We start from the raw sequence: 25,865 nt of genomic DNA on the forward strand, positions 1-25,865 counted from the left end.
GCCCTTTTCCTCAACGCTGGGTGGCAACCGCTTCAAAGCCATCGGTTGTCTCAAGGGTTTCTTAGCTCTCTTTTGCTATTCAGCTGAGCGAAGCCCGCGGACAATCCAATGAACGAGATCGACCCCGCACACCGCTTTTCCATGGACGCGGTACGCAAATTCGACGGCCCTGCCCCGAGCGAAGCATCGAGCAGCCTCAACGATGTGGCGCGCCAGGTCGCCTCGCAATACCGGCGCGATACGATGTCGCCGATCATGGTCAGCGGCGTGCTGCGCATGGTCGAGTTCGCGCTGCTGTTCCTGTCGGGTCTCTGTGTCTATGTCTACTATGTCGGCTTCTTCAAATATCTCGCCTGGCAGTACCCGCTGACGATCGCCGCGGCCTCGTTTCTGGCGGTGGTGCTGCTCGACGTCACCGACAGCTACCAGGTCTCGGCCCTGATGCGACCGATCGCCAATTTTGGCCGCGTGCTCCTGGTCTGGGCCGGCACTTACGCGCTGATGGCGCTGACGGCCTTCATCATGAAGATTTCGGAGGATTACTCGCGCCTCCTGTTCGGCACCTGGTTCGTCGTCGGCTTCGTGCTTATCTTCGGCCTCAGGCTGGTGATGTCCAACCTGATCCGGCGCTGGGCCCGCGACGGGCGCATGGAGCGGCGCGCCGTCATCGTCGGTGGCGGTAAGTCGGCCGAGATGCTGATCCGCTCGGTCGAGAGGCAGCCCTACAACGACATCCGCATCTGCGGCATCTTCGACGATCGCGGCGACAAGCGCTCGCCGCCGATCGTCGCCGGCTATCCCAAGCTCGGCAACATTTCCGAGCTGATCGACTTCGCCCGCATCGCCCGCATCGACATGCTGATCGTGTCGCTGCCGCTGACCGCCGAATCGCGCGTGCTGCAGCTGCTGAAGAAGCTGTGGGTGCTGCCAGTCGACATCCGGCTGTCGGCGCATTCGAACGCGCTGCAATTCCGCCCGCGCGCCTATTCCTACATCGGCTCGGTGCCGATGCTCGACATATTCGACAAGCCGATCAACGACTGGGATTCGGTCGCCAAGCGCGCCTTCGACATCCTGTTCTCGATCATCGGCATCATCGTCTTCTCGCCGGTCATGCTGGCGACGGCGATCGCCATCAAGCTCGACAGCAAGGGGCCGGTGCTGTTCAAGCAGAAGCGGCACGGCTTCAACAACGAGGTCATCGAGGTCTACAAGTTCCGCTCGATGTACACCGACCGCTCGGACCCGACCGCCAAGCAGACGGTGACCAAGAATGATCCGCGCGTCACCCGCGTCGGCCGCTTCATCCGCAAGACCTCGATCGACGAGCTGCCGCAGTTCTTCAATTCGCTGTTCGGCTCGCTGTCGCTGATCGGTCCGCGTCCGCATGCGATTGCCGCCCAGTCGCACAACCTTCTCTACAACGAGGTGGTCGACGGCTATTTCGCCCGCCACAAGGTCAAGCCCGGCGTCACCGGCTGGGCGCAGATCAATGGTTGGCGCGGCGAGATGGACACCAATGAGAAGATCCGCATGCGCACCGAATACGACCTCTATTACATCGAGAACTGGTCGCTGCTGTTCGATCTCAGGATACTGTTCATGACCCCGGTGCGGCTGCTCAACACGGAAAACGCCTATTGAGCGCGGTGGCCCATGAGCTGCCGGCGGCCGCGGTCAACAAGTTGCCGCCCCAGGCGGTCAACGCCAAGCTGGCGGCGCTGATTGCATCGGCCGCGGTGTTCTTCGGCGTCCTGCTTTCCGGCTTCGTCATCGACGAGCCGGCGCCTTACGACCTCTTCATGGTCTGCCTGATCGCGGTGTGGGCGCTGTTCGGCCTGCGTATCTCGCGGGCGGCGGTGCCGCTTCTGGTGCTGCTGATCGTGATGAACATCGGCGGCATGATCTCGATGACGCAGATGGCGAACCTCGCCAACACGCCGCTCTATCTTGCCGTGTCGATGTTCCTCGCCTTCACCGCGATTTTCTTTGCCGCGGTGACGTCGGTGCAGCCTCGTCTCTACCGGCTGATCTTCACCGCCTATGTGGTGTCGGCGGTGCTGACCGCGCTGCTCGGCATTGCCGGCTATTTCCACGCCTTCCCGGGAGCGGAGGTCTTCACCAAATACGACCGCGCCGCCGGCGCCTTCCAGGACCCGAACGTGTTCGGGCCGTTCCTGGTGCTGCCCGGCGTCTACCTGCTTTATCTGCTCCTGACCGGTCCCGTCGCGCGCATGCCGCTGATCGCCGCGCCGCTCCTGGTCATCACCGCCGGCATCTTCTTTTCCTTCTCGCGCGGCGCCTGGGGCATGTTCGCGGTTTCGGCCGTGCTGCTGACCGGCGCACTCTTCCTGCAGAGCAAGAGCGGCAAGTTCCGGCTGCGCGTGGTCATCATGACGGTCGCCGCCATGGCGCTGCTAGTCATCGCCATGGTCGTCATCCTGCAACTGCCGGGCGTGGCCGAGATGTTCTCCAGCCGCGCCCATCTCGAGCAAAGCTACGACACCGCCCGCCTTGGCCGATTCGCCCGCTACACGATCGGCTTCCAGATGGCGATGGAGCATCCGTTCGGCATCGGCCCGCTGGTGTTCGGCACCATCTTTGGCGAGGACACGCACGACATCTGGCTGAAGATGCTGATGGACTACGGCTGGCTTGGCTTCATCTGTTTCCTGACGCTGACAGTGTGGACGATCGTGGCCGGCTTCCGCATCCTTCTGCGCGACCGTCCCTGGCAGCCCTATCTCTTGTGCGCCTATGTCGCCTTCATCGGCAATATCGGGCTCGGCACCTTCATCGACATCGACCACTGGCGCCATGTCTACCTGCTGCTCGGCCTGATCTGGGGCGCGATCGCGCTCGAATACCGGCATCAGAAGACTTAGGCCGGAGACAAGCGCGAACGTCATCTCACCCATCCGTCACACTCCAGCCCGGACGGACGTGTGCGCGCAATGGGCCAAGCAGTTTTCAACCAAGGCTGAACGAGAGCTCATTGACGTAGCGTGTCCAGCGCCCTTTTCGCTTCGATGAGGTCGACGACCGGATATCTGGATTCAAGCGCGTCAATTTTAGATCGAAGCCGCACTTCTGCCTCATGGACACGACCTTGTCGCGCGAGAATTGGTGCAAGTTGCGTTATGGCGCGGAGTTCAAAAAGTCGCGCTTTCTGCCGCTTTGAAGTAGCAATCGCTGTTTCGAATAGGCGCGCGGCACCAGCTAGGTCACCTTTGCTCGCGGCGATTTGGCCACGAAGCCGGAGGCATTCTGCCAGGTAGCTTGTCTCGTCCGTGTCGAAAACGAGGGTATCGACATCATCAAGCATTTGCGATGCGTCTTCGATGCGACTGGCCCTCAGGAGAAGATCACAAAGTTCGCATGCTTTCTCAGGGGTATGAAATACGACGCCGTGCCCACGCCAAAGAACCAAACTCTCCCGGACGTCATCGATGCCGGCATCCAGTTCGCCTAAATGCGAGCGGGCATGACCACGCCACCTAATGCCGCTGCCTCGACGCGCCGTGTAGCCATGCAGTTCGCAAATCTCGACGATCTTCGTAGCGTTCTCAAGGAGTTCCTCGTATTGACCAAGTAGCGCGCACAATTGGCACTGCACGAGAAGATGCCACGCGAGGTCGAAAGGCTTGTCGAGCTGGTCAAAATTGCGCATCAGGCGCTCTTTCTCTTCGACTGCAGCATCAAAGAAACCCAACATGATCAGCGATTCGCTGAAATATGCTTGGGCAGAGACACGTTGATCCGCACCGGCGAACGAAATACGATGACTTGGGTCAACGCGATCAATCAGATCTAAGGCCTTGCGCAAGGCCTCTGCTGCCAGCGGCTCTTCTCCCCGGTTGGAATGAGCGATCCCCTTTGTTGCCCAAAGACCACTCAGATGGGCCGTTGGAAGGAGATCGGCACAGTTTGCGAGCTGCTCTTCGGCCAGGGTCAGGTAATCGCGATTGCGCCCAGTGGCATAAAAAAATGGAGCGAGTGAAAGCGCAACGTCACATTGCAATTCGACCGATGCAGTCTTCGCGGCTGCAAGACGTGCGTCTTCAAGCGTCTTCCCAAGGCGCTCAGAACGATACCCTTCTGCCTGCATCAAGGCATTGGCCATCGCAAGGTGGAGACGCGTCACCCGTTCGGCGCCGCCGGAGACGTCGCCAAGTCTCCTGCTGCAATCAATAGCACTGGCAAAGTGCGACACGGCTTCCCGGGTAGCCGCTCTGGCCAGAGCGGCCTCTCCCGCCTTTTGCCAGTGATCGACCGAGCTCGGCCAATCCCCCGCTTCCTGAAGGTGGTGCGCAAGGAGCTCGGGTTGCGCTTCGGTGATTTCGATCCACTGTTCCTCCAACACATCTGCGACCCGCTTATGTAGTTCCTGGCGCTTGGCGCGCAGCAGCGTGCCATACGCTGCGTCCTGAACGAGCGCATGCTTGAAGAGGTAAGTGGCCAGTGGACGAGTCCCGCGGCAGAATACCAGACCGGCGCCGACGAGTTGATCCAGTGCGCCATTTAGCTCAGCGGCATTTCGCTGTGCTACCGCTGCCAGCAATTCGTAGGAGAACTCCCGACCGAGAACCGCGCCAATTTGTGCGACCTCCTTAACGGCTGAGCCGAGGCGATCGAGCCGCGCCATCAACGAGGCATGCAGCGTGGCGGGAACGTTCAACACCGTCGCACCAGCTCTTGAGAGCACTGTCCTGGCGTTCCCGCCCTCCAATACTGCCTTGGTCAGCTCCTCGACGAACAGCGGCACCCCATCCGTGCGCTCGATGATCTCTGCGACAAGGTCGCTCGGCAGCTCTCCGGTGCCTACGACCCGCTGGACCAGCGCAGCACCTTCACGACGGTCGAGTCGATTGAGGACAAGAACCGTGACGTGCGCCTGCCCGGTCCACGGTGGTTGAAACTCGGGGCGAAACGTGAGGAGAAGCAGCACTGGCAAGCGCGGCACTCGCTCGATGACCAAGTCGAGCAGCTCGCGCGAGCTAGGGTCGATCCAGTGGACATCCTCGAAGAGCATCAGCAGCGGACCTTGTCGCGCCAAGCCTTGGAGGTGCCGAAGCAGCGCCTCGAAGGTTCTTTCCTTCTTACGTTGGGGTGTCAGTTGGACAGGCGGAAAGCGATCTTCGGTCGGCAACGACAGCAGCTCGGCCAGCAGCGCCACGTCCTCCGACGAGGCCGGGGCAAGCAGGGCCGCAAGCTTATCCAGCTTCCCCTCAGACATGTCGTCGCGCTCGAACCCAGCTGCGCGTCCGAGTTGCGCAATGATCGGATGGAGCGCGCTGTCTTGGTGATGCGCTGAGCAGAAATAGCGCAAGTAGGTGTGCGGCTCATTCTGGATCCGCTCCTGCAAGGTGACAGTGAGGCGCGATTTTCCTATGCCCGGCTCACCTGAGAGCAGCACCACGCGACCTTCGCCACTTTTGGTGCGATGCCAGTGGCGCTCCAGCAGGTCGACCTCCTCCTGACGTCCGACCAGCGGCGTGGGGGTTGCCCCGTGCAGCGCCTCGAAGCGGCTTTCGACAGCGCTCTCACGAGTCACTTGATAGGCGTGGATCGGCTCCGGAAAGCCTTTCACCTCGACGGAGCCAAGATCGTGATATTCGAAAAGATCGCCAACCAGCTGCCGCGATTGCGGCCCGATCACGACCGTGTCGGGTTCGGCAAGAGCCTGCAGGCGGGCAGCGAGGTTCGGCGTCTCGCCCACCACGCCGCGCTCCTGCCCTTCGCCGGCGGAGATCAGATCGCCAACGACGACCTGCCCGGTGCCGACGCCGATACGAACCCGCAATGGCTCGGGCTCTTGGAGTCGCCTAACAGCATCGACGAGAGCAAGACCAGCGCGCACAGACTGTTCCGCGTCGTTCTCGTGCGCTTGCGGGTAGCCGAAATAAACCAAGACCCCGTCGCCCATATACTTGGCGACAAAGCCGCCAAAGTGAGCGACCGTATTGGCGACACAGCGGTGATACGCTCCGATGATCTCGCGCAGGTCCTCCGGATCCAGACTCGACGCGAGCGCCGTCGATCCAACGAGATCCACGAACATGACGGTCACCTGTCGACGCTCCGCGCCTAGGTCCTGGCGGTTTTGAGCCACGATGTCATCGGTGCTCGGGGCGGGACGGCTTGATGCCATCCCCAGCCCCACCACCGCCTTACGAAATCGCTTGCGATGACCAAGCAGCATACCGAGCTTCTCGAGGTCGGCATCGGTCAGCTCCGGCAGAACTTCCGCGTCGATGGCGTTATCGCGAAATGCCTGCTCGTATTGCTGGAGCCCGAGGCCTCGCAACCAGACGGCAACGTCCACACCAGCTCTCCCAACGAATGGGGTCCCTCAGCAATGTTAACTCAGATGCCGGGGAATGAAGAGATGCATGAGAACACACAGAGAACATCCGGTGTGCTTTTCGGTGTGCTTTTTGGTCACCACAGGCACACCGGGACCTTGTTTGTTCTAGTTCCCTCGATTTTGTTCGGACAAGGCACTTGCGCCAGACCCCTTGAGAATATAGGGCTTTGCGCGGTCCGGAGTGTAGCGCAGCCCGGTAGCGCACTTGACTGGGGGTCAAGGGGTCGTCGGTTCGAATCCGGCCACTCCGACCATTTTTCCTTGAAAGCCCTGGTTTGTCGAAGGCGCCCTGTGGCGCCTTTTCGCTATTCAGAGCGAAAGCCGCTGGAATCGCCCGGTCGCGATCAGGGCGCTGCCGACCGACGTTGGTCGGGCCTGGGCGGAAGCCGGTGGAACAAGACATGCGCCAGGCGCGGCCGCGCCTTGATCTTCCACTTCGGCACGAGTCGCCAGTGAGTCCTGCTCAGCGGAGAACAAGGATCCCGCGCGCTTCCTCGCCTGTCGAAATGCACCGCCAGCGCCTGGTCCACAGCGCACAGAACGGCGTAGCGCTCAATCTGCTCATCGGATAGCTCGCAATCCGGGGCCTTGTCCCGCACCGCCTGAACCACCGAATAGGTCGAAATGATGCGTCCGGGAGCAGCGCAGTCGATGCATCGCTGGACGGCGTCGATGACGTCGTCAGGAACAAGAAAGTTGAATTGGCGCGAACTGGTTGTGGTGGCAGTTACGATCCGCTCTAGCATATCGCCTTCTGAAAGCCCCGCAACACGCTAGCTTCGGGACAGATCCATCAGCAAGGACTAATAATAGGCCTTGCCAGGGTTATGCACCGAATTCTTTGCCGCCTCAGTCGCCAGCGAATCGAGTCCGCTCGGCGTGAGCGATATGGGTGAACCCTGCACGGAACTAAAAAGCCCGCCAGGGCAAACCGTGGCGGGCTCGTTGGGTCGACCCAGATCGACTATTGCATGGGCCGATTTTCAGACGCTGGCATGTCGATGAAAGCGCCTTCCGGCATCTGCAGCGCGACGGCGATTCGCCGGAGCTTCGAGGGGTCGGCATCCCTGCCGCTTTCAATATCGGCAATCTCGTGGGTGGACAGGCCGCATGTCAGGGACAGCTCTTCGAGGCTGTATCCCCTGGTTTCACGGGCGGCCTTGAGGGCGCTGTAGCCGGGTGCTGCAATCAAATCGGACAGAACTTCGCGTCTGGCAGTGGCGGGCATTGGCAACTCCTTGGGTTGAAACCGTCTGATCAAATCATGGGGTTGCCTGAGACGAGCGAGACAATGACCGCTCGCGGGCGATTTGCCAAGCGTCAAAACGGGCGTCACGCCATCGTGAAACTGCGCCGGAATGATCTCGCGGAATCGAACCAGCCAAATGCGCGCCGCCGCCTTTCACCTCGGCACACCGGAGCAGCGCCCGGCCGAACCGGGGCGGGGAAGACCTCAGACACAATCCAGAAACAAAATTCTACACTCGGGAAAAATTGCCGAAAGAATCCAGGAGGATAGTCCCCAATCGCGGCGCTCGAGCCATCGATATGGTCCGATGTCTCCAGAAACGGCCCGCGCAAAAGGAAACGATGTCATGAAGAAGTCCCTCCTCTCCGCTCTCGGGCTGGCTGTGGCCCTGGCTGTCTCGATGCCGATCCTCGGCGCGACCAGCGCCGATGCTGCTCCGATGCATCACAAGCATCACCGTCACCATCATCACCGCAAGCACCATCGCAAGCATCACCATCATCATCACCATCATCACCACCACAAGAAGCTGGTGGCGAAGAAGGCCTAAGCAAACCGGCTTATCCGACAGGAAGGCCGGTTTTTGGTTGTTGCCCGTAACCGGCCTTCCTGCCCTGCTCTGATGGCATCGTGCCATCAGCGTTCGCGGCACAGGCAGTTCGCGCCGCTGCGCTCAGACCTGGTTGCATCCCGAGGGGTGCCTGATGTTGGCCAATGCCAGGTTGCCGGTAATGCACCGCCTGGTCCTGGCTGTCGCGCGGCTGCTGCTCACGCTTCGCCATCCTGCCCTGATCGTCCGCTTCGCCACGAAGCTCGGCTATCTGCCCAATCCCGCCGCGCCCGGCACCTATCACGAGCTGATGCTCTGGCGGAAAACCGTCGATCGCAATCCGCTGTTCGTGACGCTGACGGATAAGCTCGCGGCGAAGGATTATGTCCGCGGCATCTGCCCTGAATTGGCTCAAGCCAAAACGCTCTGGTCCGGGCGCGACCCCGCCGACATCCACCCGGGCTGTTGACAGGCAATGCGGTGGTCAAGGCAAACCATGGCTGCGCGATGAACGTCTTCGTTTCCGGCGGCCGGCCGAACCGTGCCGCCGTCATCGCCACGGCAAGGCGCTGGCTCAAGAAACGCTATGGGCGCCGAAACGGCGAATGGGCGTATTGGCCGATCGTGCCGACGGTCTTTATCGAGGAGCGGCTCGAGCTAAGCGGCGGAGCGATCGCCACCGACATCAAAGTCCATGTCTGCGCCGGCACCGTCTGCCATGTCTGGGTGGAAGACAAGCGGGCCCGCCTCTCGCACCTGTTCGACTGCGATGGCAAGCCGCTGCCCGGGCGCGACCCCGACTATCCGCGCGAGGACCAGGCGCTGCCGGTCAGCGACCGTCTTGTCGACTATGTGCGCCGGGCGGCGGCGATCGCGCCGCGCATCGCCGGCGATCTCGACCCATCAAGGATCGACTTCCTTGTCACCGGCCAGTGTCTCTATGCCGGTGAGCTCACCGTCTACTCCGCCGCCGGCTACGGCACGTGGACCAATCCGGAAATCATGGCGACGATCGAGCGAAACTGGCGGCTCGACCGATCGGACTATCTGCGCAGACGGCATCGCGGCATTGCAGGTCTCTATGCCCGCGCGCTCAAGGCCCGGTCTCGGGCCGACGCACGCAATTGTCGGCCGGCGACGAGCCCTCGCCAGGCCTGACCAAGCGGCACCAAGCTCGCGCTCCTGGCCTCTGCCTTGGCAAAAATTTTGAACCGACGCGTGAACCTTTCCCCTCCGGGCCGCACCAAGCCTGCATGGACGCCACGAAGGCGGTCCCCAACCAGAAGGACGCCGCAACGGCGATCCTCGATCAAAGAGAAGGACATGCTCAAATGACCAACTTCACCAACTTCAAGCGCATCTCGCTCGCCGCGGCCATCGCTGTCTCGGCCCTCGGTTCGGTTTCCGTCCCGAGCTCGGCCTTCGCCGGCACGCACCCCACCGGCGACGGCGGCGCGGTGTGCAAGGGCGCGGGCTCCTGTCTGGTGCTGGAGATCGACTGCAAGGGCACCTATACCGACGCCACCGACAAGAACGGCACCGTCTATGGCAAGTGCAGCCAGGTCATGAAGGTCGACCCGACGAAGCGGCTCAAGCTCGCCAACTGATCGCCTGCAATCAAGGAAATGGCGGCCGTCCGCGCGACGGCCGCCATTTCCTTTCACCTTTCGGGGACGCGCTAACGCCGCGCGAGGAACAGGCTGGCAACAAGTCCAAGCACGAGCAGCCCGACGGCGGCAGCTGTCGCCGGATGTTCGCGTGCCGTCCTTTCGATCGCTTTGCCCCTGCCGCCGATCGCCGGCAGCGCCTCGGCGAGGCGCCCGGCCAGCTGGGAATAGTAATCCGAAGCGGCGTCGCGACCGTCCTCATAGTAGCCGCCACCTTGCCTCGAGATGGCCTTCCTCAAAGCAGCCAGTTCCCTGGAGAGGGTTGCGACCTGCTTTTCGAGATCGGAGACGGTCGAAAGCGTTGCCATGATGCGTTTTCCTTCCTTGTGCAGAAGGAGGCGTAACGCATGGGCGCACAAGCAGTTCCGGTCAACCGACTGTCAGCGAGCGGCGCCTAACGCACCTGGTCGAGCAGGCGCTTGCACTCCAGCAGATCGAACAGCGCTTCCTGCAACAGGGCGCGGTTGTCGCGCGACAGTTTCGAGGAGTCCGGCTGGACTGGTCCCTCATCGTCGCTCTTGCCGAGGCCGAAGAAGCGTCGGCTGGGTTTCACCCTGGGCTGGCCGACCAGCATCTCGTCGTCGGCGCCGCGCGGCTGGGCAGCCGGCGTCAGCGGCACCTGTTCTGCCTGCCGGCGCTGCGCGATCGCCTCGACGGCCGCCATGTCGCCATTGCCGATGGCAACCAGGAAATGGTTGCCGTTCTCGCGCAACAACTTTTGCACGCCCTTGATGGTGTAGCCCTGGTCGTAGAGCATATGGCGAATGCCCTTGATCAGTTCGACGTCCTGCGGCCTGTAATAGCGGCGGCCGCCACCTCGCTTCATCGGCTTGATCTGGTTGAAACGGGTTTCCCAGAAGCGCAGCACGTGCTGCGGCAGATCGAGATCCTCCGCGACCTCGCTGATGGTGCGGAAAGCATCGGGGCTCTTGTCCATGGGTGAATCCTCCGCTGGACGGCGATCGGGCCAATTGCTGCCGAATCGGGCCTTATTTCAGCGGTTTATGGAACAATATTCAAGCCCGACGTCAAAACGCGCGGACATTATCAACCGGGCATTTGCGGCGGCTACTTGCCGCCCTTGGCCTTGCTGTTCTGGTGCGAGCGCAAGATGCGGCTCTTCAGCACGTTCGACGACTTGAAGGTCATCACCCGTCGCGGCAGGATCGGCACTTCCTCGCCGGTCTTGGGATTGCGGCCGATGCGCTCGTTCTTCGAGCGGACATGGAAAGTCGCGAAGGATGAGAGCTTGACCGTCTCGCCGCGCACGATGGCTTCGCAAATCTCATCCAGCACCGCTTCAACGAGCTCGGCCGATTCAGTTCTCGACAAGCCAACCTTGCGGTAAACGGCTTCGGCAAGGTCGGCGCGCGTAAGTGTCTTTCCCCCCATGCGACCGTCCCATCAGCTCAAAAACATAAATCGGTACAAGCAACGGCAGAGCCTAAGTAATTGATCCGTCAAGGTCAAGGACCGAACCCTTCCGTTCGGCACTTACCAGCGGACCAAAACCGCGCCCCAGGTGAAGCCCCCGCCCATCGCCTCGAGCAGCACCAGATCACCCTTCTTGATGCGGCCGTCGGCGACGGCCACTGACAGCGCCAGCGGCACGGACGCAGCCGACGTGTTACCGTGCAAATCGACCGTAACCACCACTTTTTGCTCGGCGATCCCGAGCTTCTTGGCGGAAGCGTCAATAATCCGTTTATTGGCCTGATGCGGCACGAACCAGTCGAGATCGTCGGCGGTGATGCCGGCCTGCGAGAACGTCGCCTCGATGACGTCGGTGATCATGCCGACCGCATGCTTGAACACCTCGCGGCCTTCCATCCTGAGATGGCCGACGGTGCCGGTGGTCGAAGGCCCGCCATCGACGAACAGCTTCTCCTTGTGGACGCCGTCGGAGCGCAAGCTCGCCGCCAGCACGCCGCGGTCGGCGATGGTGTCGGTCCCCTCGCCGGCTTCCAGCACCAGCGCGCCGGCGCCGTCGCCGAACAGGACGCAGGTCGAGCGGTCGTTCCAGTCGAGGATGCGCGAGAAGGTCTCGGAGCCGATGACGAGCACCCGCTTGGCCAGGCCGCCGCGAATGTAGAGGTCGGCGGTCGCCACCGCATAGACGAAGCCTGAGCAGACCGCCTGCATGTCGAAGGCAAAGCCGTGATGCATGCCGAGCCGGTTCTGGATCTCGACCGCGGTCGCCGGAAAGGTGTTGTTGGGCGTCGAGGTCGCCAGCACGATCAGGTCGATGTCGGCGGGCGTCAGGCCCGCGCTGTCGAGCGCCGCGCGCGCGGCCGCCTCGCCGAGCGAGGCGGTGGTCTCGTCATCGGCCGCGACATGGCGCTGGCGGATGCCGGTGCGCTGGACGATCCACTCGTCGGAGGTCTCGACCATGCCTTCGAAATCGGCATTCTTCATGATGCGGCGGGGCAGCGCGGCGCCGGAGCCGCGCACGACTGATCTGATCAAAGCTCTTTCCTATTCCTTTGCGTCGACGACGACGTCGGATTTCCTGTTTGCCTGGGCATGCGGATTGCGCGCATGGAACAGATCGAGATCGGCCTCGATGCGGTCAAGTAGATTGTTGCGCACCATGTCGTAGCCAAGCTCGATTGCCGCCGCGAAGCCGTCCGAATCGGCGCCGCCATGGCTCTTCACGACAATGCCGTTGAGGCCGAGGAAGACACCGCCATTGGAGCGGCCGACATCCATCTTCTCGCGCAGCCGGTCGAAGGCGCCCTTGGCGAAGACATAGCCGATCCTGGCCATCAGCGTACGGCTCATGGCGGCGCGCAGATAGCCGCCGATCTGCCTGGCGGTCCCTTCCGCGGTCTTGAGCGCGATGTTGCCGGCGAAGCCTTCGGTGACGACGACGTCGACCGTGCCCTTGCCGATATCGTCGCCTTCGACGAAGCCGCGATAGTTCATCGATGCCATGTTGGCCTCGCGCAGCATGCGCCCGGCCTCCTTGACCTCTTCCTGGCCCTTGATCTCCTCGACGCCGACATTGAGCAGACCGACGCTTGGACGGTCGATGCCGAAGATCGAGCGCGCCATGCCGGTGCCCAGAATGGCGAAATCGATGAGCTGGTGCGCATCCGCACCAATGGTGGCGCCGACATCCAGCACCACGCTTTCGCCGCGCGTCGTCGGCCAGATCGCCGCGATCGCCGGACGGTCGATGGTCGCCATGGTGCGCAGGCAGAATTTCGACATCGCCATCAGCGCGCCGGTGTTGCCGGCCGAGATGCAGGCCTGGGCGGTGCCGGACTTCACCGCCTCGACCGCCTTCCACATCGACGATTTCCAGCGGCCATGGCGCAGCGCCTGGCTCGGCTTGTCGTCCATGCGGACCGCGATCTCGCAATGCACGAACTCGCTCACCTCGGCGAGCTTAGGGAATTTGGCCAGCTCGGGGCGCACCGCATCCTCGCGGCCATAAATGATGAAGCGGATGTCGGGACGACGGATGGCGACCGTCATGAGCGCCGGAATGACCACGCCTGGTCCGTGATCGCCGCCCATGGCATCGATGGAAATCCTGATCACGCGGTATTCATCTCACGGTTTGCCTGCCGGCGGCTTGAGCTGGTCAGGTTCGGGGGCTCGCGAAGGTTCGGCGAAAATAGCGTTTTTGGGCTGCCGCACAACCGGCTTTTCTAATATCAGGTCCGCTTTCAGGATTTTCCAAGCAGCGAACGCAGCTTTTGCTGGAATTCGCTTTCCTCGGCCTCGCCGTCGCCGGTGACCTCCAGCGACACGCCGGCCTTGCGCGGATAGGGATCGATCGCCAGCCCGAAGAACTGCTCGGCGAGCGCGCCGACATCGATCGTGTCGCCGGAAAAGGTCTCCGGGCTGTCGGGTCCGTCGGCATCCAGCACGATCTCGCCGCCGCCTTCGAAACCCTGCCGTCCAAGCTTCGACTGCTCTGGCAGGAACAGCGCCTCGACCGGCTCGTCTATATGCGCCTCCACGGGATCCAGGGTGACGATGCAGGCCTGGGTGATGTCGGCCTCGACGCGGCCGCTGACCTTGACGCCATTGCGCTTCCACGGCGCCACCAGAAGCTCGGCGCGATAGCGTTCGACCGAGAGCAGCTCGTGCTCGACGGCGAGCGCCGCGCGCTGCCCTTCGTCGGCCTCGATCGTCACCGGCAGGCCTTTTTGCGGCAGGCGGGCGACATTGGCGACGAAGGAAACTGGGCTTTGCGGGTCGATATGTTTCATCTTCGCCTCCTCAGCCGGCCGCCGGAAACGTCAGCGTGCCGGATGCGATCGATTCGGCCGGCTGGGCCGCAAGATGCCGGGCGGCATCCGCGACATAGGCGGCCAGCAGCGGCGCCTGCGGCCACTCACCCGCGTCGGGCACGACATTGCGGGTAAGCGCGGCGGCGAGCGCTTCCCTGTCGTCGCGCTCGAGCGCATCGTCGTAAGCGGCCGTGCGGCCATAGAACATCTTGGCCAGCTTCTTCATGCGCTTCGGCACGCCGACATCGCTGATGCCCAGCTCCCGCAGCGAATGTTCGACATCCAGGAAGAACTCGTCGATGAGCACCTGGGCGACCTCGGTCGCGGCGCCGCTCTCGCCGCGCAGCCGGTGCTGGAACAGGAACATGTGCAGCGACAGCATCTCGAAACGACCAAGCGGCGTGTCCGGCACATTCCAGTCGGAATAAAAAACGGCTTGCCGCGCCGCCGCCACGATTTGTGCGTAAAGCGCCTCGGTGATAGCGCGGTTGGCATGGCGTTCGCGGCCAAAAAAGCGCTGGAACATTGAGGGTGGTCTCCCGGGGACCGTTTGTTGAATTGGCCTTGTTGCATCGGCAGGCAAGCTGGTTTACCGGTTTTGCCGCCCAGCGCAAGTTGCGGTCGGCTAATGGAGTTGTTGTTGCGCGCGCTGAATTTCAAGTTGCATTTCCTGGCCAGGCCGGCCGGCATGGCATCGCTGCTGGTGGCGGCGGCCGCCCTTTCAGCCTGCAATTCGTCCAAGATGATCGGCGATCTCAGCCCCGGCGAGACGCTGACCCAGGGCTACGTCATCGACCAGCAGGCCATCGACTCGGTGCCGGTGGGGTCGAGCCGCGAACAGGTGCTGCTGGCGCTTGGCACTCCGTCGACGACGGCGACCTTCGACAACGAGGCCTTCTACTACATCTCGCAGACGCGCAAGCGCTATGTCGCCTTCGACAAGCCGCATCTGGTCGACCAGAAAGTGCTTGCGGTCTATTTCGGCGCCGACGGCCGCGTCACCCAGATCGCCAACTATGGGCTGAAGGACGGCAAAGTCTTCGACTTCATCTCGCGCACCACGCCGACCGGCGGCAAGGACCAGAACTTCCTCAGCCAGATCATCAACGGCGCCAGCAAGCTGGCGCCCGGCCTGCCCGGCGGCGGCAACGGCATGTAACCGACGGCCGGCTCGCTTTTCGCACGCGGGCAACACAGAATCAGGCAGCCAGGGACCCGCCGGATCGCTCCGGCGGGTCTTTGCTTGGTACTGACCGGCCGTTGCGGCTCAGTGAGGCCACCTTCGCTCGAAGAGCAAAACCGAAGCCGTCCAGTGTCCCGATGATCCTTTATTGATCATGTGGCGGGCGCAACTTCTGCGTTAGCCGTTTATCCACCACAAAACGCAATGGCGCTTGGGTTTCATCTGCCTATAATTTTTGATCCGCAAGATCAGCCGGATCGGAGGGTCAGATGAGCCGCATCGTCATGTACGACCAGATCGGCGCCCGCAAGCCGGTCCAGAGCTTCGTCCTGGACTGGAAGGACGGCGTCCCGTGCACGCTCCGGCAGATCATCACCGAACGCGTGCTGCTGGAGCATGACAGGTTGCACGCCTCGCGCAACGACGCGGCGATCGAGACCCTGCTCTATGCGCCAAACACCGGACCGCTCAAGAAGACCAACCCGGACCAGGCTGTGGCGGCAGCGATCGAGGCCTTTTCGCGCAACGCCTTCATGGTGGTCGTCGGTGGCAAGCAAATGATGGCGCTGGACGACGTGGCCGTCATTTCAGCGCGCACGGACGTCGTCTTCATCAAGCTTTTGCGGCTCAAGGGAGGCTGAGCGGATGAGCAATGGACGGTTGTTTTCGGGTCTCAGGGCAGCGGCCGCGGCGTTCGGCAAGGCCGTAGGCGGCGCCGCGCGTCCGACTGAGCCGGCGCCGGTCGCCGACATAAACAGGATGGTCGAGCGCCTCCATCGCGCCCATGCCGACAGGGAGCGGAGCCAGGCGGAGGCGCTGGCGCGGGATATCGAGCTGGCCTCATCCGCCGGCGTCTCGCGTCCGATGACAGCGGAGCTCATCTCCCTCGTCCGCGCCTACGACACCGCGAACTCGGAGGAAGCCCGCAAGGATATCACCAGCCGCCTGCGCGCTTTGTCGGCGGAACAGCGCGGCGAGTTGTTCGACACTATCGACATGCTGCGAGCGCGGTTCGGCTGGGGCCCGGCGGTAGCCATCTATGTGCGCAGCCGCGAGGGCAGCATCCCGCCCAGATTCGCGCGCTTTTGCGAAACCTTGAGCCGCGATCTTCTGCGCAGCGGCTTCCAGGCGAACGGGCCGAGAACCGCCACCGTGCTCAGGCTGCTCGCCAACGACCAGGCCGGCCTCCACCTCAAGGGCACGATCGGCTGGTCGAGCGGGTTGCCCAAGCTCGGCATCATTCGCGAGATCGAGCGCGCGGTGAAACACGGACTGGTTCCTGGCCCCGAGGACCGGGCCAACGCCGCCAGGCTCATCGCGCTGGTTTGCGATACGCAGTACTACAAAAACCGCACTGGTCCGGAAAAGACCGATCCGCCGCTGATCGTCTCGCTGAAGGCGCTTGCCGGGGCCGGCCAGCAGGACAGTTTCTTTGCGCGCATGCGGGCCAATCCGCCGGGAAAACTTCCGCACCTGCGCTACACGCCGCCGCCGTCCGACAAGGCGGAATTTTGGGACGACGTGCTGACGGAACTGGCACCGCTGTTCGAGGACATCCGCGCCTACGCCGGCGACAGGACGGTGCACAACTGGCTGAGCGACCGACAGGCGTTCGCCGCCCGTTTTGGCTCCGGCGATGGCAGTGCCGCCTTCAGGTTCGGCTGGTGGGCTCGCGACACCAAGGGCGAGGAAGGTTTTCACAAGGACTACAACAACCATCTCAGCCGCATGCTGAGCCAGGAAAAACCCGAATGGCGACAGCTCGCGACCGCCGCGCAAATGGCGATGCTGCGCGCCGTGGGGCCGACCTTCGATCGGGGTTGGCCGCAGGACTTCACGAGGGCCGGCACGCAGGTCGAGGCGTTCGAATTCGGACGCGGGGATCCTGACGGAAGCCTGCTCAACCATCTGGTTGCCGCCGGCGATGGCGCGCCCGGAACGACCTGGCTGAAGGATTGCGAACGCAAGATCGCAGCCCTTGGGCACGATACGGTGGCCGACGGTTTCAGGCAGTGGCTCAAACCGCTCTGCGAACCGGCGCTGCCGGAGATCGACCGCGACGTCTATATCGGCCTGGAAGCCTACAGCCTGGTGTTCAGCCCGCAGAATGCATCGGTGTTTCCGACACCGCTGCCGGAACGGGAGTCGGCGGGTTATGCGGCGGCGGTGCGGCAGTCCGCGCTGAAGGCGATCTGCGCGATACCGGGCCTGCTGTTCCAGCGTGCGGCCGGGGACTATGTACCCTGGCAATTTGATCTCGGCCGACTGCACGGCGAACTGTCGCCCGACAATGTCGCGGTCGCACGCGGCATTGCCCTGGCCTTGTCCCGCCTGCCGGCCGACAAGGCGCTGCCGCTGCTGGAATCGCTGGCAGGCGCGACGCTAATCAAGACAGGGCATTACGGACGCACCGTGCGTTCGCAAAAGACAGGGGCGGCCTGCGTCTGGTCGCTCGGCCAGTTGGGCACCGCGGACGCCGCCTATGTGCTCGGCCGCCTTCGCCGCAGGATCGACGACAAAGTGGTGATCAAGTCGATCGACAAGGCGCTGGAAGCGGCGGGCAGCAAGCTCGGCCTGTCGGGCGACGACATGCAGGAAATCGCCATGGCCGAGTACGGCATCGGCGATGGCGGGCTTCGTGTCGAGGAACTGGGCGGCGTTCGCGTCGAGTTGCGTGTTGTCTCGTCGGCCAAGGCCGAGTTGCGCAGCATCGACGCCAAGGGCAAGGCGAGCCGCGGCATCGCCAAGGATTTCAAGGCGGCACCCGGCGGTAGCGAAATGGCGGGCGAGTTGGAAAATGCGGCGAAGGACATCGCGCTGATCCTGCCGGAAGCGCGGCGCCGCATCGAGAGCGCCTGGCGCGACGGCCGCCACTGGAATTACCACGGCTGGCAGGATCGGCTGATCGGCAATGGCCTGCTGCGCACGCTTTCCGAGCGCCTGATCTGGCGTTTTGTGGGTCCCAAGGGCGAGGAGTTCGTCGCCATGCCGCGCGAAGGCGAGCTTGTCGATCACGCCGGCGTTCGCTGCCCGGTTCCAGGACCGGACTGGACGGTCCACCTTTGGCATCCGCTGGACAGCCCGGCCACGACCGTCTCCGCCTGGCGCGAGAGCCTTGCCAGGCAGACGATCCTGCAGCCCTTCATCCAGGCCTGGCGGCCGGTCTATGTCGTCACCGACGCCGAACTTGCCACGCAGAGCTATTCGAACCGCTTCGCCGCGCACATACTGGAGCAGGCTCCAGTCATGGCCATTCTGAAGAAGCGCGGCTGGACGGCGTACAACCGCAGCATGCACGGCAACAATGCCGAGCATGAACGCGTTCGGCTCATCCTGCCGCATCACGGCGTCGCCGCCGAGTTCTGGGTCGCCGGCATCGGCACGCGCGTGCAGGACATCGAGGCGGCCGAGCGCGGCGCCGCCCTCTACGCCTTCATCGCCACGGACCGGGTCGCCTTCTTCGCGCTCGATCCCAAGACCGGGCTGCCGAACGAGGTGCCCCTGTCCATCGATGCAGTCCCTCCCCGCGCGTTCTGCGAGGCGATGTACGACATCGACAGCGTGATAGGCCGCACCTCGATCGGCAACGACCGCCACTGGCAGGATCGCGGCGGCAATGCCGGCCACCCGCTGTCGGAGCGGCCTGAATTCCTCGATTACCGCGAGCGCTATTCGGCGGGACAGGCCAGCGGCCTGGCAAAGGGTCGCCGCGATTTCATCGCCACCATCCTGCCCGGCCTCGCCATTGCCAACCAGTGCACGGTTACGGACGAGTTCCTGATCGTCGACGGCAAGCGCAAGACCTACAAGATCAACTTCGCGTCCGGGCACATCAGAATGGCGCCCAACGACCGCTATCTCTGCATCGTGCCGTCAAACGAGGCGACCGGGCCAAGGCCAGCCTACGTGCCGTTCGAGGGCGACGACATCCTGTCGATCATCCTGTCCAAGGCAATGATGCTCGCAAATGACGACAAGATAACCGACGGCTCGATCCTCACGCAGATCGGGTGACGACAAAAGAAACCCGCGGGATCGCTCCCGCGGGTTTTTCTGACTTGCGGCCTCGAGCCTCAGCCGTGCGCGAGCACGGCCAAGAGCAGCAGGGCGACGATGTTGGTGATCTTGATCGCCGGATTGACGGCCGGGCCGGCGGTGTCCTTATAGGGATCGCCGACCGTATCGCCGGTGACCGAGGCCTTGTGTGCCTCCGAGCCCTTCAGGTGCTTGACGCCGTCCTTGTCGGTGAAGCCGTCCTCGAACGATTTCTTCGCGTTGTCCCAGGCGCCGCCGCCCGAGGTCATCGAGATTGCGACGAACAGGCCGTTGACGATGACGCCGAGCAGCGAGGCGCCAAGTGCCGCAAAGGCCGAGGCCTTCGAGCCCGAGATCAGAAGCACGCCGAAATAGACCACCAGCGGCGCCAGCACCGGCAGCAGCGACGGGATGATCATCTCGCGGATCGCCGCCCTGGTCAGAAGGTCGACGGCGCGGGCGTAGTTGGGCTTCGAGGTGCCGGCCATGATGCCCTTGTCCTCGCGGAACTGCTTGCGCACTTCCTCGACGATCGAGCCCGCCGCGCGGCCGACGGCGGTCATGGCGATGCCGCCGAACAGATACGGGATCAGGCCGCCGAAGATCAGGCCGGCGACGACGTAGGGGTTGGAGAGGTCGAAGGAGACGTCGCCCATGCCCTGGAAGTAGGGGAATTTGTCGCCATTGGCGGCAAAGAACTTCAGGTCGTTCGAATAGGCGGCGAACAGCACCAGCGCGCCGAGACCGGCCGAACCGATGGCATAGCCCTTGGTCACCGCCTTGGTGGTGTTGCCGACCGCGTCGAGCGCGTCGGTCGAGTGGCGCACTTCCTTGGGCAGGCCGGCCATTTCGGCGATGCCGCCGGCATTGTCGGTGACCGGGCCGAAGGCGTCGAGCGCGACGATCATGCCGGCAAGGCCGAGCATGGTGGTGACCGCGATCGCCGTGCCGAACAGGCCGCCGAGCTGGTAGGTGGCGATGATGCCGCCGACGATGACGATCGCCGGCAGCGCCGTCGATTCCAGCGAGACAGCAAGGCCCTGGATGACGTTGGTGCCGTGGCCGGTCACCGACGCCTGGGCAATGGAGTTGACAGGGCGCTTGTTGGTGCCGGTGTAGTATTCGGTGATCACCACGATCAGGCCGGTCACAGCCAAGCCGATCAGGCCGCAGATGAACAGGTTCTTGCCGGTGATGGCGATGCCGGCGACGGTGCCGATATCACCCCAGCCGATGGTGAGCGACGTGGCGGCGCCAAGGCCGACGATCGACAGCAGGCCGGTGACGATCAGGCCCTTGTAAAGCGCGCCCATGATCGAACCGTTGGAGCCGAGCTTGACGAAGAAGGTGCCGACGATCGAGGTCAGGATGCAGGCGCCGCAGATGGCCAGCGGATAGAGCATGGTGTCGGCCAAAATGGCAGTGCCGCCGAAGAAGATAGCAGCGAGAACCATGGTGGCGACGACGGTGACGGCGTAGGTCTCGAACAGGTCAGCCGCCATGCCGGCGCAGTCGCCGACATTGTCGCCGACATTGTCGGCGATGGTGGCGGGGTTGCGCGGATCGTCCTCGGGAATGCCGGCTTCGACCTTGCCGACGAGATCGCCGCCGACGTCGGCGCCCTTGGTGAAGATGCCGCCGCCGAGACGGGCGAAGATCGAGATCAGCGAGGCGCCGAAGCCGAGCGAGACCAGCGCGTCGATGACGATGCGGTCATTCGGCTGGAGGCCCATCGGACCGGTCAGGATGAAGTAGTAGATCGAGACGCCGAGCAGTGCCAGACCCGCCACCAGCATGCCGGTGATGGCGCCCGACTTGAAGGCGATGTCGAGGCCGGCGGCAAGGCTGTTGGAGGCGGCCTGCGCGGTGCGCACATTGGCGCGCACGGAAACGTGCATGCCGATGAAGCCGGCGGCGCCCGAGAGCACGGCGCCGATCAGGAAGCCGATGGCCGAGGTGATCGACAGCAGCCACCAGGCAAGCAGGAGCACGACGATGCCGACGACGGCGATGGTGGTGTACTGGCGCGCCAGGTAGGCCTGGGCGCCCTCGCGGATGGCTGCGGAGATTTCCTGCATGCGCTGATTGCCCTGATCGGACGCAAGGACCGAACGGGTCGCCCAAATAGCGTAAAGGACTGAAAGCAGGCCGCAGGCGATGACGGCGTAAATGATGGTCATTGCCGAATTTTCCTCGATTGATGGCCCAAAAGAACCCCTCCCTGGGCCGTTGGAACGGGGATGCACGCCGCCAGGCGGAATCCACCCCTTGGCTGGGCTGTATGCGAAACAGGGCTGGGAACGTCAAGATATTGTTCGGTTTTTGCCCGGCTTTCGCCCAAAAGGCGAAGGTGATCGCAAACCTGCCGGCGTGACCGTCCTTTTAGATCGATTGAAATGACGTTGGGTAATCAGTCGCCGCACGGATCCGGCGTCGCCTCTCGACAGGCCCTTCAGTCTCGGTCCCGCCCGATCGTCCCGACATTTGTCGCTAAACCGCCCCCTGCCCCATCCGACGCGCCGTGTAGCGCTCGATGGCCGACAGGCCGTCATAGATCAGCACGGCAAGTGCAGCGACGATCAGGCCGCCCTGCAGCACGAAGGCGAGATTGTTCGACAGCAGGCCGGCGATGATCACCTCGCCAAGCGTCTTGGCCGCAACCGTTGAACCGATGGTGGCGGTGGCGAGGCTGATGACCACCGAAAGCCGGATGCCGCCGAGGATGACCGGCGCGCTGAGCGGCAGCTCGACCTTGACCAGCCTCTGCCAGGCGGTCATGCCGGCGCCGCGCGCCGCTTCCATGACATTGCCCGGCAGGGTGGTGAGAGCCGTCAGCGCGTTCTCGAAGATCGGCAGCAGGCCATAGAGGAAGAGCGCAATCAGCGTCGGCTTCTCGCCGAAGCCGACGGCCGGCACGGCAAGTGCCAGCACGGCGACAGGCGGAAAGGTCTGGCCGATGTTGACCAGGCTGCGCGACAGCGGCAGGAACTCCGCTCCAGCCGGCCTTGTGACCAGAATGGCAAGCGCGACCGCAACGATGGTTGCGGCGACCGTGGCGATCAGCACGGTCCTCAGATGCAGCAGCGTCAGCGTCAGCAAGCTGCCCTGGTTGTAGATCGCCGGCGCGCCGTTCTCGGTCAGCGGCTTCAACAGCGGCTCGAACAAGCCTGGGTTGGTGACGAAGGCGACAAGCAGCACCACCAGGAGAAGCCGGAGCAGCGATGGCAGCCAGGCTTTCATGCCGGCCTCGCGGCGCGCCTGACCAGCCCATCGACGGTGACCCGGCCAAGCGGCTTGCCGTCGCCATCCTTCACCGGCAGCGCCGGGCGACCCGACCAAAGCAGCTCGGCCAGCGCATCGCGCTGGCTGGCCTCGGCCGGGATCGCTTCGCCCTCGGCGGTCCCCTTCTCGACGGCATCGCCGACGCGGCCAAGCGACAGCAGCCGGAACGGTTTCTCGCTGGCGCCGACAAGCGTCTCGACGAAGGCGCTGGCCGGCTTCGCCAGGATCTCGGCGGGTTTTGCGTACTGCACCAGCTTGCCGGCATCCATGACGGCGATCTTGTCGCCCAGATGCACGGCTTCCTCCATGTCGTGGGTGACGAGGATGATGGTGGTGCCGAAGCGCTTCTGGATCGCCAGCAGGTCCTCTTGCGCCTTGTTGCGGATGATCGGGTCAAGCGCGCCGAACGGCTCGTCCATCAAAAGCACGTTCGGCTCGGCGGCCAGCGCGCGGGCAACGCCGACGCGCTGCTGCTGGCCGCCGGAGAGCTCGTGCGGGTAACGCGGCCCATAGGCCTGCGGATCGAGCTGGTAGAGCGTCATCAGCTCGTCGACACGGCGCTTGATGCGGTCCCTGTCCCAGCCGAGCAGCAGCGGCACGGTGGCGATGTTTTGCGCCACCGTGCGATGCGGAAACAGGCCATGGCCCTGGATGGCGTAGCCGATGCTGCGGCGCAGCTCGTAACCCGGCAGCGAGCGGTTGTCGGCGCCGTCGAGCTTGATGACGCCCGCGGTCGGCTCGACCAGCCGGTTGATCATCCTGAGCAATGTCGTCTTGCCGGAGCCGGACGTGCCGACGATGACGCAAACAGTGCGCGGCTCGATCGCCATCGACACATCGTCGACCACTGTGGTTTCGCCATAGCGCTTGGTGATGCCTTCGATCTCGATCATGCCGGGCTTGCCTCATGTCGTCTGATGGAGGTCATTTCGATGATGGCGTCGAGGATGATGGCGGCGGCGAAGGCCAGCGCCACGGTCGGCACCGCGCCGAGCAGCACCAGATCCATCGCGGTCTGTCCGACGCCCTGGAAGACGAACACGCCAAAGCCGCCGCCGCCGATCAGCGCGGCGATGGTGGCAAGGCCGATGTTCTGCACCAGAACGATGCGGATGCCGGTCAGGATCACCGGGAAGGCGAGCGGGAATTCGACGTCGAACAGCCGCTGACGGTCGGTCATGCCCATGCCGCGGGCGGCGTCGTTGGCGGCGCGCGGCACGCCGGCGAGGCCGACCACGGTGTTGGCCACCACCGGCAGCAGCGAATAGAGGAACAGCGCGACGAAGGCTGGCGCGGTGCCGATGCCGCGGATGCCCAAAGCGCCGGCGCCGGGCACATGGGTCGCGACCCAGCCGAGCGGCGCGATCAGCAGCCCGAACAGCGCGATCGAGGGAATGGTCTGGATGATGTTGAGCACGTTGAGCACGCCGGCCCGCAGCCTCTCGACGCGGTGGCACAGGATGCCGAGCGGCAGGCCGACCACCACCGCCGCCGCCAGCGAGCCCAGCGCCAGCGTGATGTGCTTGGCGCCTTCGGCCCAGAAACTGTCGGCGCGGTTGGCGTATTCCTTCAGGATCGACAGGCTATCCCATTGCCTCGACACCAGAAGCAGGCCGATCGCCAGCGCGGCGGCGATGAGCACAGCGACGCGCGCCCAGGGCGACAGATCGAGCCTGGTCAGTACATCGGCGAGCAGCAGCGTGAAGGCAAAGATCAGCAGCCAGAAGCCGGAGGCCGGCGAGACGCGGGCAAAGGTGTTGCCTGCCGGGGTGAGGAAACTGCCGGCCGTGCCGATGAGGATGGCAAGCGCTGCAAGCGCCACGACGCCGGCGGCAAGCCGGAGCAGCAACGGCGTCTTCAGCAGCGCGATCAGCGCGCCGGCGATGACGATCGCCAGCAGCAGCGGCCCGGTGGCAAACGGCAGCGCTTCCAGAATGGAGCGCGCCTGGCCGGGCACGATGCGGTTGGCACGGAAGGTGGCGAAGGGGGCAAGCAACGCCGCATAGGCCGCGATCGCGGCGATGACCACGCCGAGCTTGTCGAAACGGAGGGTCATCGGCTGCTCGCGCAGCAATTCGGAGAGGCAGAAATAGGAAAGCCTCGTTCCTTCGCGCCCCCCTCTGTCCTACCGGACATCTCCCGCACTTGGGGGGAGATCAGATGTCGCGCGGGCTTTCGCCAATCCCCAGCGTGGCAAGAAGAGCGACGGCGATGAAGCTGCCAATCTCCCCCCTTGTGGGGGAGATGTCCGGCAGGACAGAGGGGGGCGCCTCGCACCGGCGTACGTTTCTTCGACGCGATCGCGACTACTTCAAAAACCCGTTCTTCTTCAGAAAGTCCTCGGCGACGCCCTTGACCGGCTCGCCGCCGACCTGCACGCGGCCGTTGAGTTCCTGCAGCGTGACGAGGTCGAGCTTGGCGAACACCGGCTTCAGCAGCGTCTCGATCTCGGGATGCTCCTTCAGCACCGCCTCGCGGATGATCGGCGCCGGCTGGTAGACCGGCTGCACACCCTTGTCGTCGTCGAGGACGACGAGGCCGGAAGGCGCGATGCCGCCGTCGGTGCCGTAGACCATGGCGGCATTGGCGCCGTTGGTCTGGTTCGCGGCAGCCGCGATGGTCGCCGCGGTGTCGCCGCCGGAGAGCGTGATCAACTGGTCGGGCTTCAGCGCAAAGCCGTAGGTGGTCTGGAAGGCCGGCAATGCGGCCGCCGAATTGACGAATTCGGCCGAGGCCGCAAGCACAACCTTGCCGCCGCCAGCCACGTACTTGCCGAAGTCGGTGAGCGTCGCCAGCTTGTTCTCGTCGGCGACCTCCTTGCGCAGCGCGATCGCCCAGGTGTTGTTGGCCGACGACGGCGACAGCCAGACGATCTTGTTGGCGTCGTAGTCGAGCTTCTTGGCCGCCTCATAGGCCTTGGCGGCATCCTTCCAGACCGGATCGTCGGCCTTCTCGAAGAAGAAAGCGGCATTGCCGGTATATTCCGGATAGATGTCGATCTCGCCGGCGGTGATCGCCTTGCGCACCACCGGCGTGCCGCCGAGCTGGATACGGTCGGTGGTCTTGATGTTGTTGGCGTTCAGCACGAGCTGGATGATGTTGCCCAGCACGCCACCCTCGGTGTCGATCTTCGACGACACGACGACCTGAGCGTTTGCCGAGGCAGCGGTGATGCCGAGCGCAAGCGCGGCGCCAGCCAGAAGCTTGATTGAAAACATGGTGAAATCCCTTGCTGTGAACCGGATTCGGTTGCCGCATATGAGCATGGCTTCAACGCCCCGTCGGGGC

Annotated in this window: 25 protein-coding genes and 1 tRNA gene; 11 read left to right on the forward strand and 15 right to left on the reverse strand. The window is 63.8% G+C overall.

What is annotated here, in order from left to right:
* Positions 1-108: 108 nt before the first annotated feature.
* Together PU724_RS14455 and PU724_RS14460 are read left to right on the forward strand one after the other, a co-directional pair.
* Complete coding sequence (locus PU724_RS14455) at positions 109-1,644, forward strand: undecaprenyl-phosphate glucose phosphotransferase (RefSeq protein WP_354421395.1); 1,536 nt, start codon at positions 109-111, stop codon at positions 1,642-1,644.
* Complete coding sequence (locus PU724_RS14460; protein WP_354421394.1) at positions 1,641-2,885, forward strand: O-antigen ligase family protein; 1,245 nt, start codon at positions 1,641-1,643, stop codon at positions 2,883-2,885. Before PU724_RS14455 ends, PU724_RS14460 begins: the two co-directional genes overlap by 4 nt.
* Positions 2,886-2,992: 107 nt before the next feature.
* On the opposite strand, the gene PU724_RS14465 is transcribed toward PU724_RS14460, so the two are convergent.
* Positions 2,993-6,325: an AAA family ATPase gene (locus PU724_RS14465; protein ID WP_354421393.1), complete on the reverse strand. Its 3,333-nt coding sequence runs from the start codon at positions 6,323-6,325 to the stop codon at positions 2,993-2,995.
* A 219-nt stretch (positions 6,326-6,544) separates the two neighbouring features.
* Here PU724_RS14465 and PU724_RS14470 point away from each other — a divergent pair.
* Positions 6,545-6,621 (forward strand) — tRNA-Pro (locus tag PU724_RS14470).
* 90 nt (positions 6,622-6,711) lie between these two features.
* On the opposite strand, the gene PU724_RS14475 is transcribed toward PU724_RS14470, so the two are convergent.
* Positions 6,712-7,113, reverse strand: coding sequence for a hypothetical protein (locus PU724_RS14475; protein WP_292349707.1), 402 nt, complete (start codon positions 7,111-7,113; stop codon positions 6,712-6,714).
* Between the two features lie 218 nt (positions 7,114-7,331).
* Positions 7,332-7,595, reverse strand: coding sequence for a helix-turn-helix domain-containing protein (locus tag PU724_RS14480; RefSeq protein WP_354421391.1), 264 nt, complete (start codon positions 7,593-7,595; stop codon positions 7,332-7,334).
* Positions 7,596-7,962: 367 nt separating this feature from the next.
* On the opposite strand from PU724_RS14480, the gene PU724_RS14485 reads away from it, so the two are divergent.
* The 4 genes from PU724_RS14485 (at position 7,963) to PU724_RS14500 (ending at position 9,773) form a co-directional block, all read left to right on the forward strand.
* A complete protein-coding gene (locus PU724_RS14485; protein WP_127282152.1) occupies positions 7,963-8,166 on the forward strand; it encodes a hypothetical protein in 204 nt (67 codons plus the stop codon).
* A gap of 154 nt (positions 8,167-8,320) precedes the next feature.
* Positions 8,321-8,635 carry a hypothetical protein gene (locus tag PU724_RS14490; RefSeq protein ID WP_354421389.1) on the forward strand — a complete coding sequence of 105 codons (315 nt, stop codon included), beginning with the start codon at positions 8,321-8,323 and terminating at the stop codon, positions 8,633-8,635.
* Positions 8,632-9,324 (forward strand): ATP-grasp fold amidoligase family protein, encoded by a 693-nt coding sequence (locus tag PU724_RS14495; protein WP_426213264.1) that lies wholly within the window; start codon positions 8,632-8,634, stop codon positions 9,322-9,324. The genes PU724_RS14490 and PU724_RS14495 overlap by 4 nt, the downstream gene beginning before the upstream one ends.
* A gap of 173 nt (positions 9,325-9,497) precedes the next feature.
* A complete protein-coding gene (locus PU724_RS14500; RefSeq protein WP_127282154.1) occupies positions 9,498-9,773 on the forward strand; it encodes a hypothetical protein in 276 nt (91 codons plus the stop codon).
* A gap of 71 nt (positions 9,774-9,844) precedes the next feature.
* Here PU724_RS14500 and PU724_RS14505 read toward each other — a convergent pair whose 3' ends face one another.
* The 7 genes from PU724_RS14505 to PU724_RS14535 all read right to left on the reverse strand — a co-directional run bounded on the left by PU724_RS14505 (position 9,845) and on the right by PU724_RS14535 (position 14,603).
* The gene (locus PU724_RS14505) at positions 9,845-10,141 is read right to left on the reverse strand and encodes a hypothetical protein (RefSeq protein ID WP_354421385.1); all 297 of its coding nucleotides are present in this window, start codon (positions 10,139-10,141) and stop codon (positions 9,845-9,847) included.
* Between the two features lie 86 nt (positions 10,142-10,227).
* A complete protein-coding gene (locus PU724_RS14510; protein WP_126054931.1) occupies positions 10,228-10,770 on the reverse strand; it encodes a MerR family transcriptional regulator in 543 nt (180 codons plus the stop codon).
* Positions 10,771-10,901: 131 nt separating this feature from the next.
* Positions 10,902-11,225 carry an integration host factor subunit alpha gene (locus PU724_RS14515; RefSeq protein ID WP_006201891.1) on the reverse strand — a complete coding sequence of 108 codons (324 nt, stop codon included), beginning with the start codon at positions 11,223-11,225 and terminating at the stop codon, positions 10,902-10,904.
* A 102-nt stretch (positions 11,226-11,327) separates the two neighbouring features.
* On the reverse strand, positions 11,328-12,299 hold the full coding sequence (locus tag PU724_RS14520; protein ID WP_354421383.1) for a beta-ketoacyl-ACP synthase III: 972 nt from the start codon (positions 12,297-12,299) through the stop codon (positions 11,328-11,330).
* A gap of 9 nt (positions 12,300-12,308) precedes the next feature.
* Complete coding sequence (plsX, locus tag PU724_RS14525; RefSeq protein WP_127284713.1) at positions 12,309-13,379, reverse strand: phosphate acyltransferase PlsX; 1,071 nt, start codon at positions 13,377-13,379, stop codon at positions 12,309-12,311.
* A gap of 128 nt (positions 13,380-13,507) precedes the next feature.
* Positions 13,508-14,056 carry a YceD family protein gene (locus tag PU724_RS14530; protein ID WP_354421381.1) on the reverse strand — a complete coding sequence of 183 codons (549 nt, stop codon included), beginning with the start codon at positions 14,054-14,056 and terminating at the stop codon, positions 13,508-13,510.
* 10 nt (positions 14,057-14,066) lie between these two features.
* Positions 14,067-14,603 carry a ubiquinol-cytochrome C chaperone family protein gene (locus PU724_RS14535; RefSeq protein ID WP_127311828.1) on the reverse strand — a complete coding sequence of 179 codons (537 nt, stop codon included), beginning with the start codon at positions 14,601-14,603 and terminating at the stop codon, positions 14,067-14,069.
* Positions 14,604-14,717: 114 nt separating this feature from the next.
* Here PU724_RS14535 and PU724_RS14540 point away from each other — a divergent pair, with 114 nt between their 5' ends.
* The 3 genes from PU724_RS14540 (at position 14,718) to PU724_RS14550 (ending at position 19,274) form a co-directional block, all read left to right on the forward strand.
* Positions 14,718-15,236 carry an outer membrane protein assembly factor BamE gene (locus PU724_RS14540; RefSeq protein ID WP_127284710.1) on the forward strand — a complete coding sequence of 173 codons (519 nt, stop codon included), beginning with the start codon at positions 14,718-14,720 and terminating at the stop codon, positions 15,234-15,236.
* A gap of 293 nt (positions 15,237-15,529) precedes the next feature.
* Positions 15,530-15,901, forward strand: coding sequence for a hypothetical protein (locus PU724_RS14545; RefSeq protein WP_127311827.1), 372 nt, complete (start codon positions 15,530-15,532; stop codon positions 15,899-15,901).
* A gap of 4 nt (positions 15,902-15,905) precedes the next feature.
* Positions 15,906-19,274: a DUF4132 domain-containing protein gene (locus PU724_RS14550; RefSeq protein ID WP_354421378.1), complete on the forward strand. Its 3,369-nt coding sequence runs from the start codon at positions 15,906-15,908 to the stop codon at positions 19,272-19,274.
* 59 nt (positions 19,275-19,333) lie between these two features.
* Here the strand turns inward: PU724_RS14550 and PU724_RS14555 are convergent, their stop codons facing one another.
* Positions 19,334-21,475 (reverse strand): sodium-translocating pyrophosphatase, encoded by a 2,142-nt coding sequence (locus PU724_RS14555; RefSeq protein ID WP_127284707.1) that lies wholly within the window; start codon positions 21,473-21,475, stop codon positions 19,334-19,336.
* On the opposite strand from PU724_RS14555, the gene PU724_RS14560 reads away from it, so the two are divergent.
* Positions 21,465-21,695, forward strand: coding sequence for a hypothetical protein (locus tag PU724_RS14560; RefSeq protein WP_127393491.1), 231 nt, complete (start codon positions 21,465-21,467; stop codon positions 21,693-21,695). The two genes, PU724_RS14555 and PU724_RS14560, sit on opposite strands and share 11 nt — an antisense overlap.
* Before the next feature lie 90 nt (positions 21,696-21,785).
* On the opposite strand, the gene PU724_RS14565 is transcribed toward PU724_RS14560, so the two are convergent.
* The 4 genes from PU724_RS14565 to osmF all read right to left on the reverse strand — a co-directional run bounded on the left by PU724_RS14565 (position 21,786) and on the right by osmF (position 25,795).
* Complete coding sequence (locus PU724_RS14565) at positions 21,786-22,535, reverse strand: ABC transporter permease (protein ID WP_128274341.1); 750 nt, start codon at positions 22,533-22,535, stop codon at positions 21,786-21,788.
* Entirely contained in the window at positions 22,532-23,470 is a 939-nt protein-coding gene (locus tag PU724_RS14570; protein WP_127284704.1) for an ABC transporter ATP-binding protein, read from the reverse strand. The genes PU724_RS14565 and PU724_RS14570 overlap by 4 nt, the downstream gene beginning before the upstream one ends.
* The gene (locus tag PU724_RS14575; protein ID WP_320321327.1) at positions 23,467-24,633 is read right to left on the reverse strand and encodes an ABC transporter permease; all 1,167 of its coding nucleotides are present in this window, start codon (positions 24,631-24,633) and stop codon (positions 23,467-23,469) included. The genes PU724_RS14570 and PU724_RS14575 overlap by 4 nt, the downstream gene beginning before the upstream one ends.
* 250 nt (positions 24,634-24,883) lie before the next feature.
* On the reverse strand, positions 24,884-25,795 hold the full coding sequence (gene osmF, locus PU724_RS14580) for a glycine betaine ABC transporter substrate-binding protein OsmF (protein WP_354421375.1): 912 nt from the start codon (positions 25,793-25,795) through the stop codon (positions 24,884-24,886).
* Positions 25,796-25,865: the final 70 nt, after the last annotated feature.

The organism is Mesorhizobium abyssinicae (assembly GCF_049887195.1).
GTDB classification, from domain to species: domain Bacteria; phylum Pseudomonadota; class Alphaproteobacteria; order Rhizobiales; family Rhizobiaceae; genus Mesorhizobium; species Mesorhizobium abyssinicae.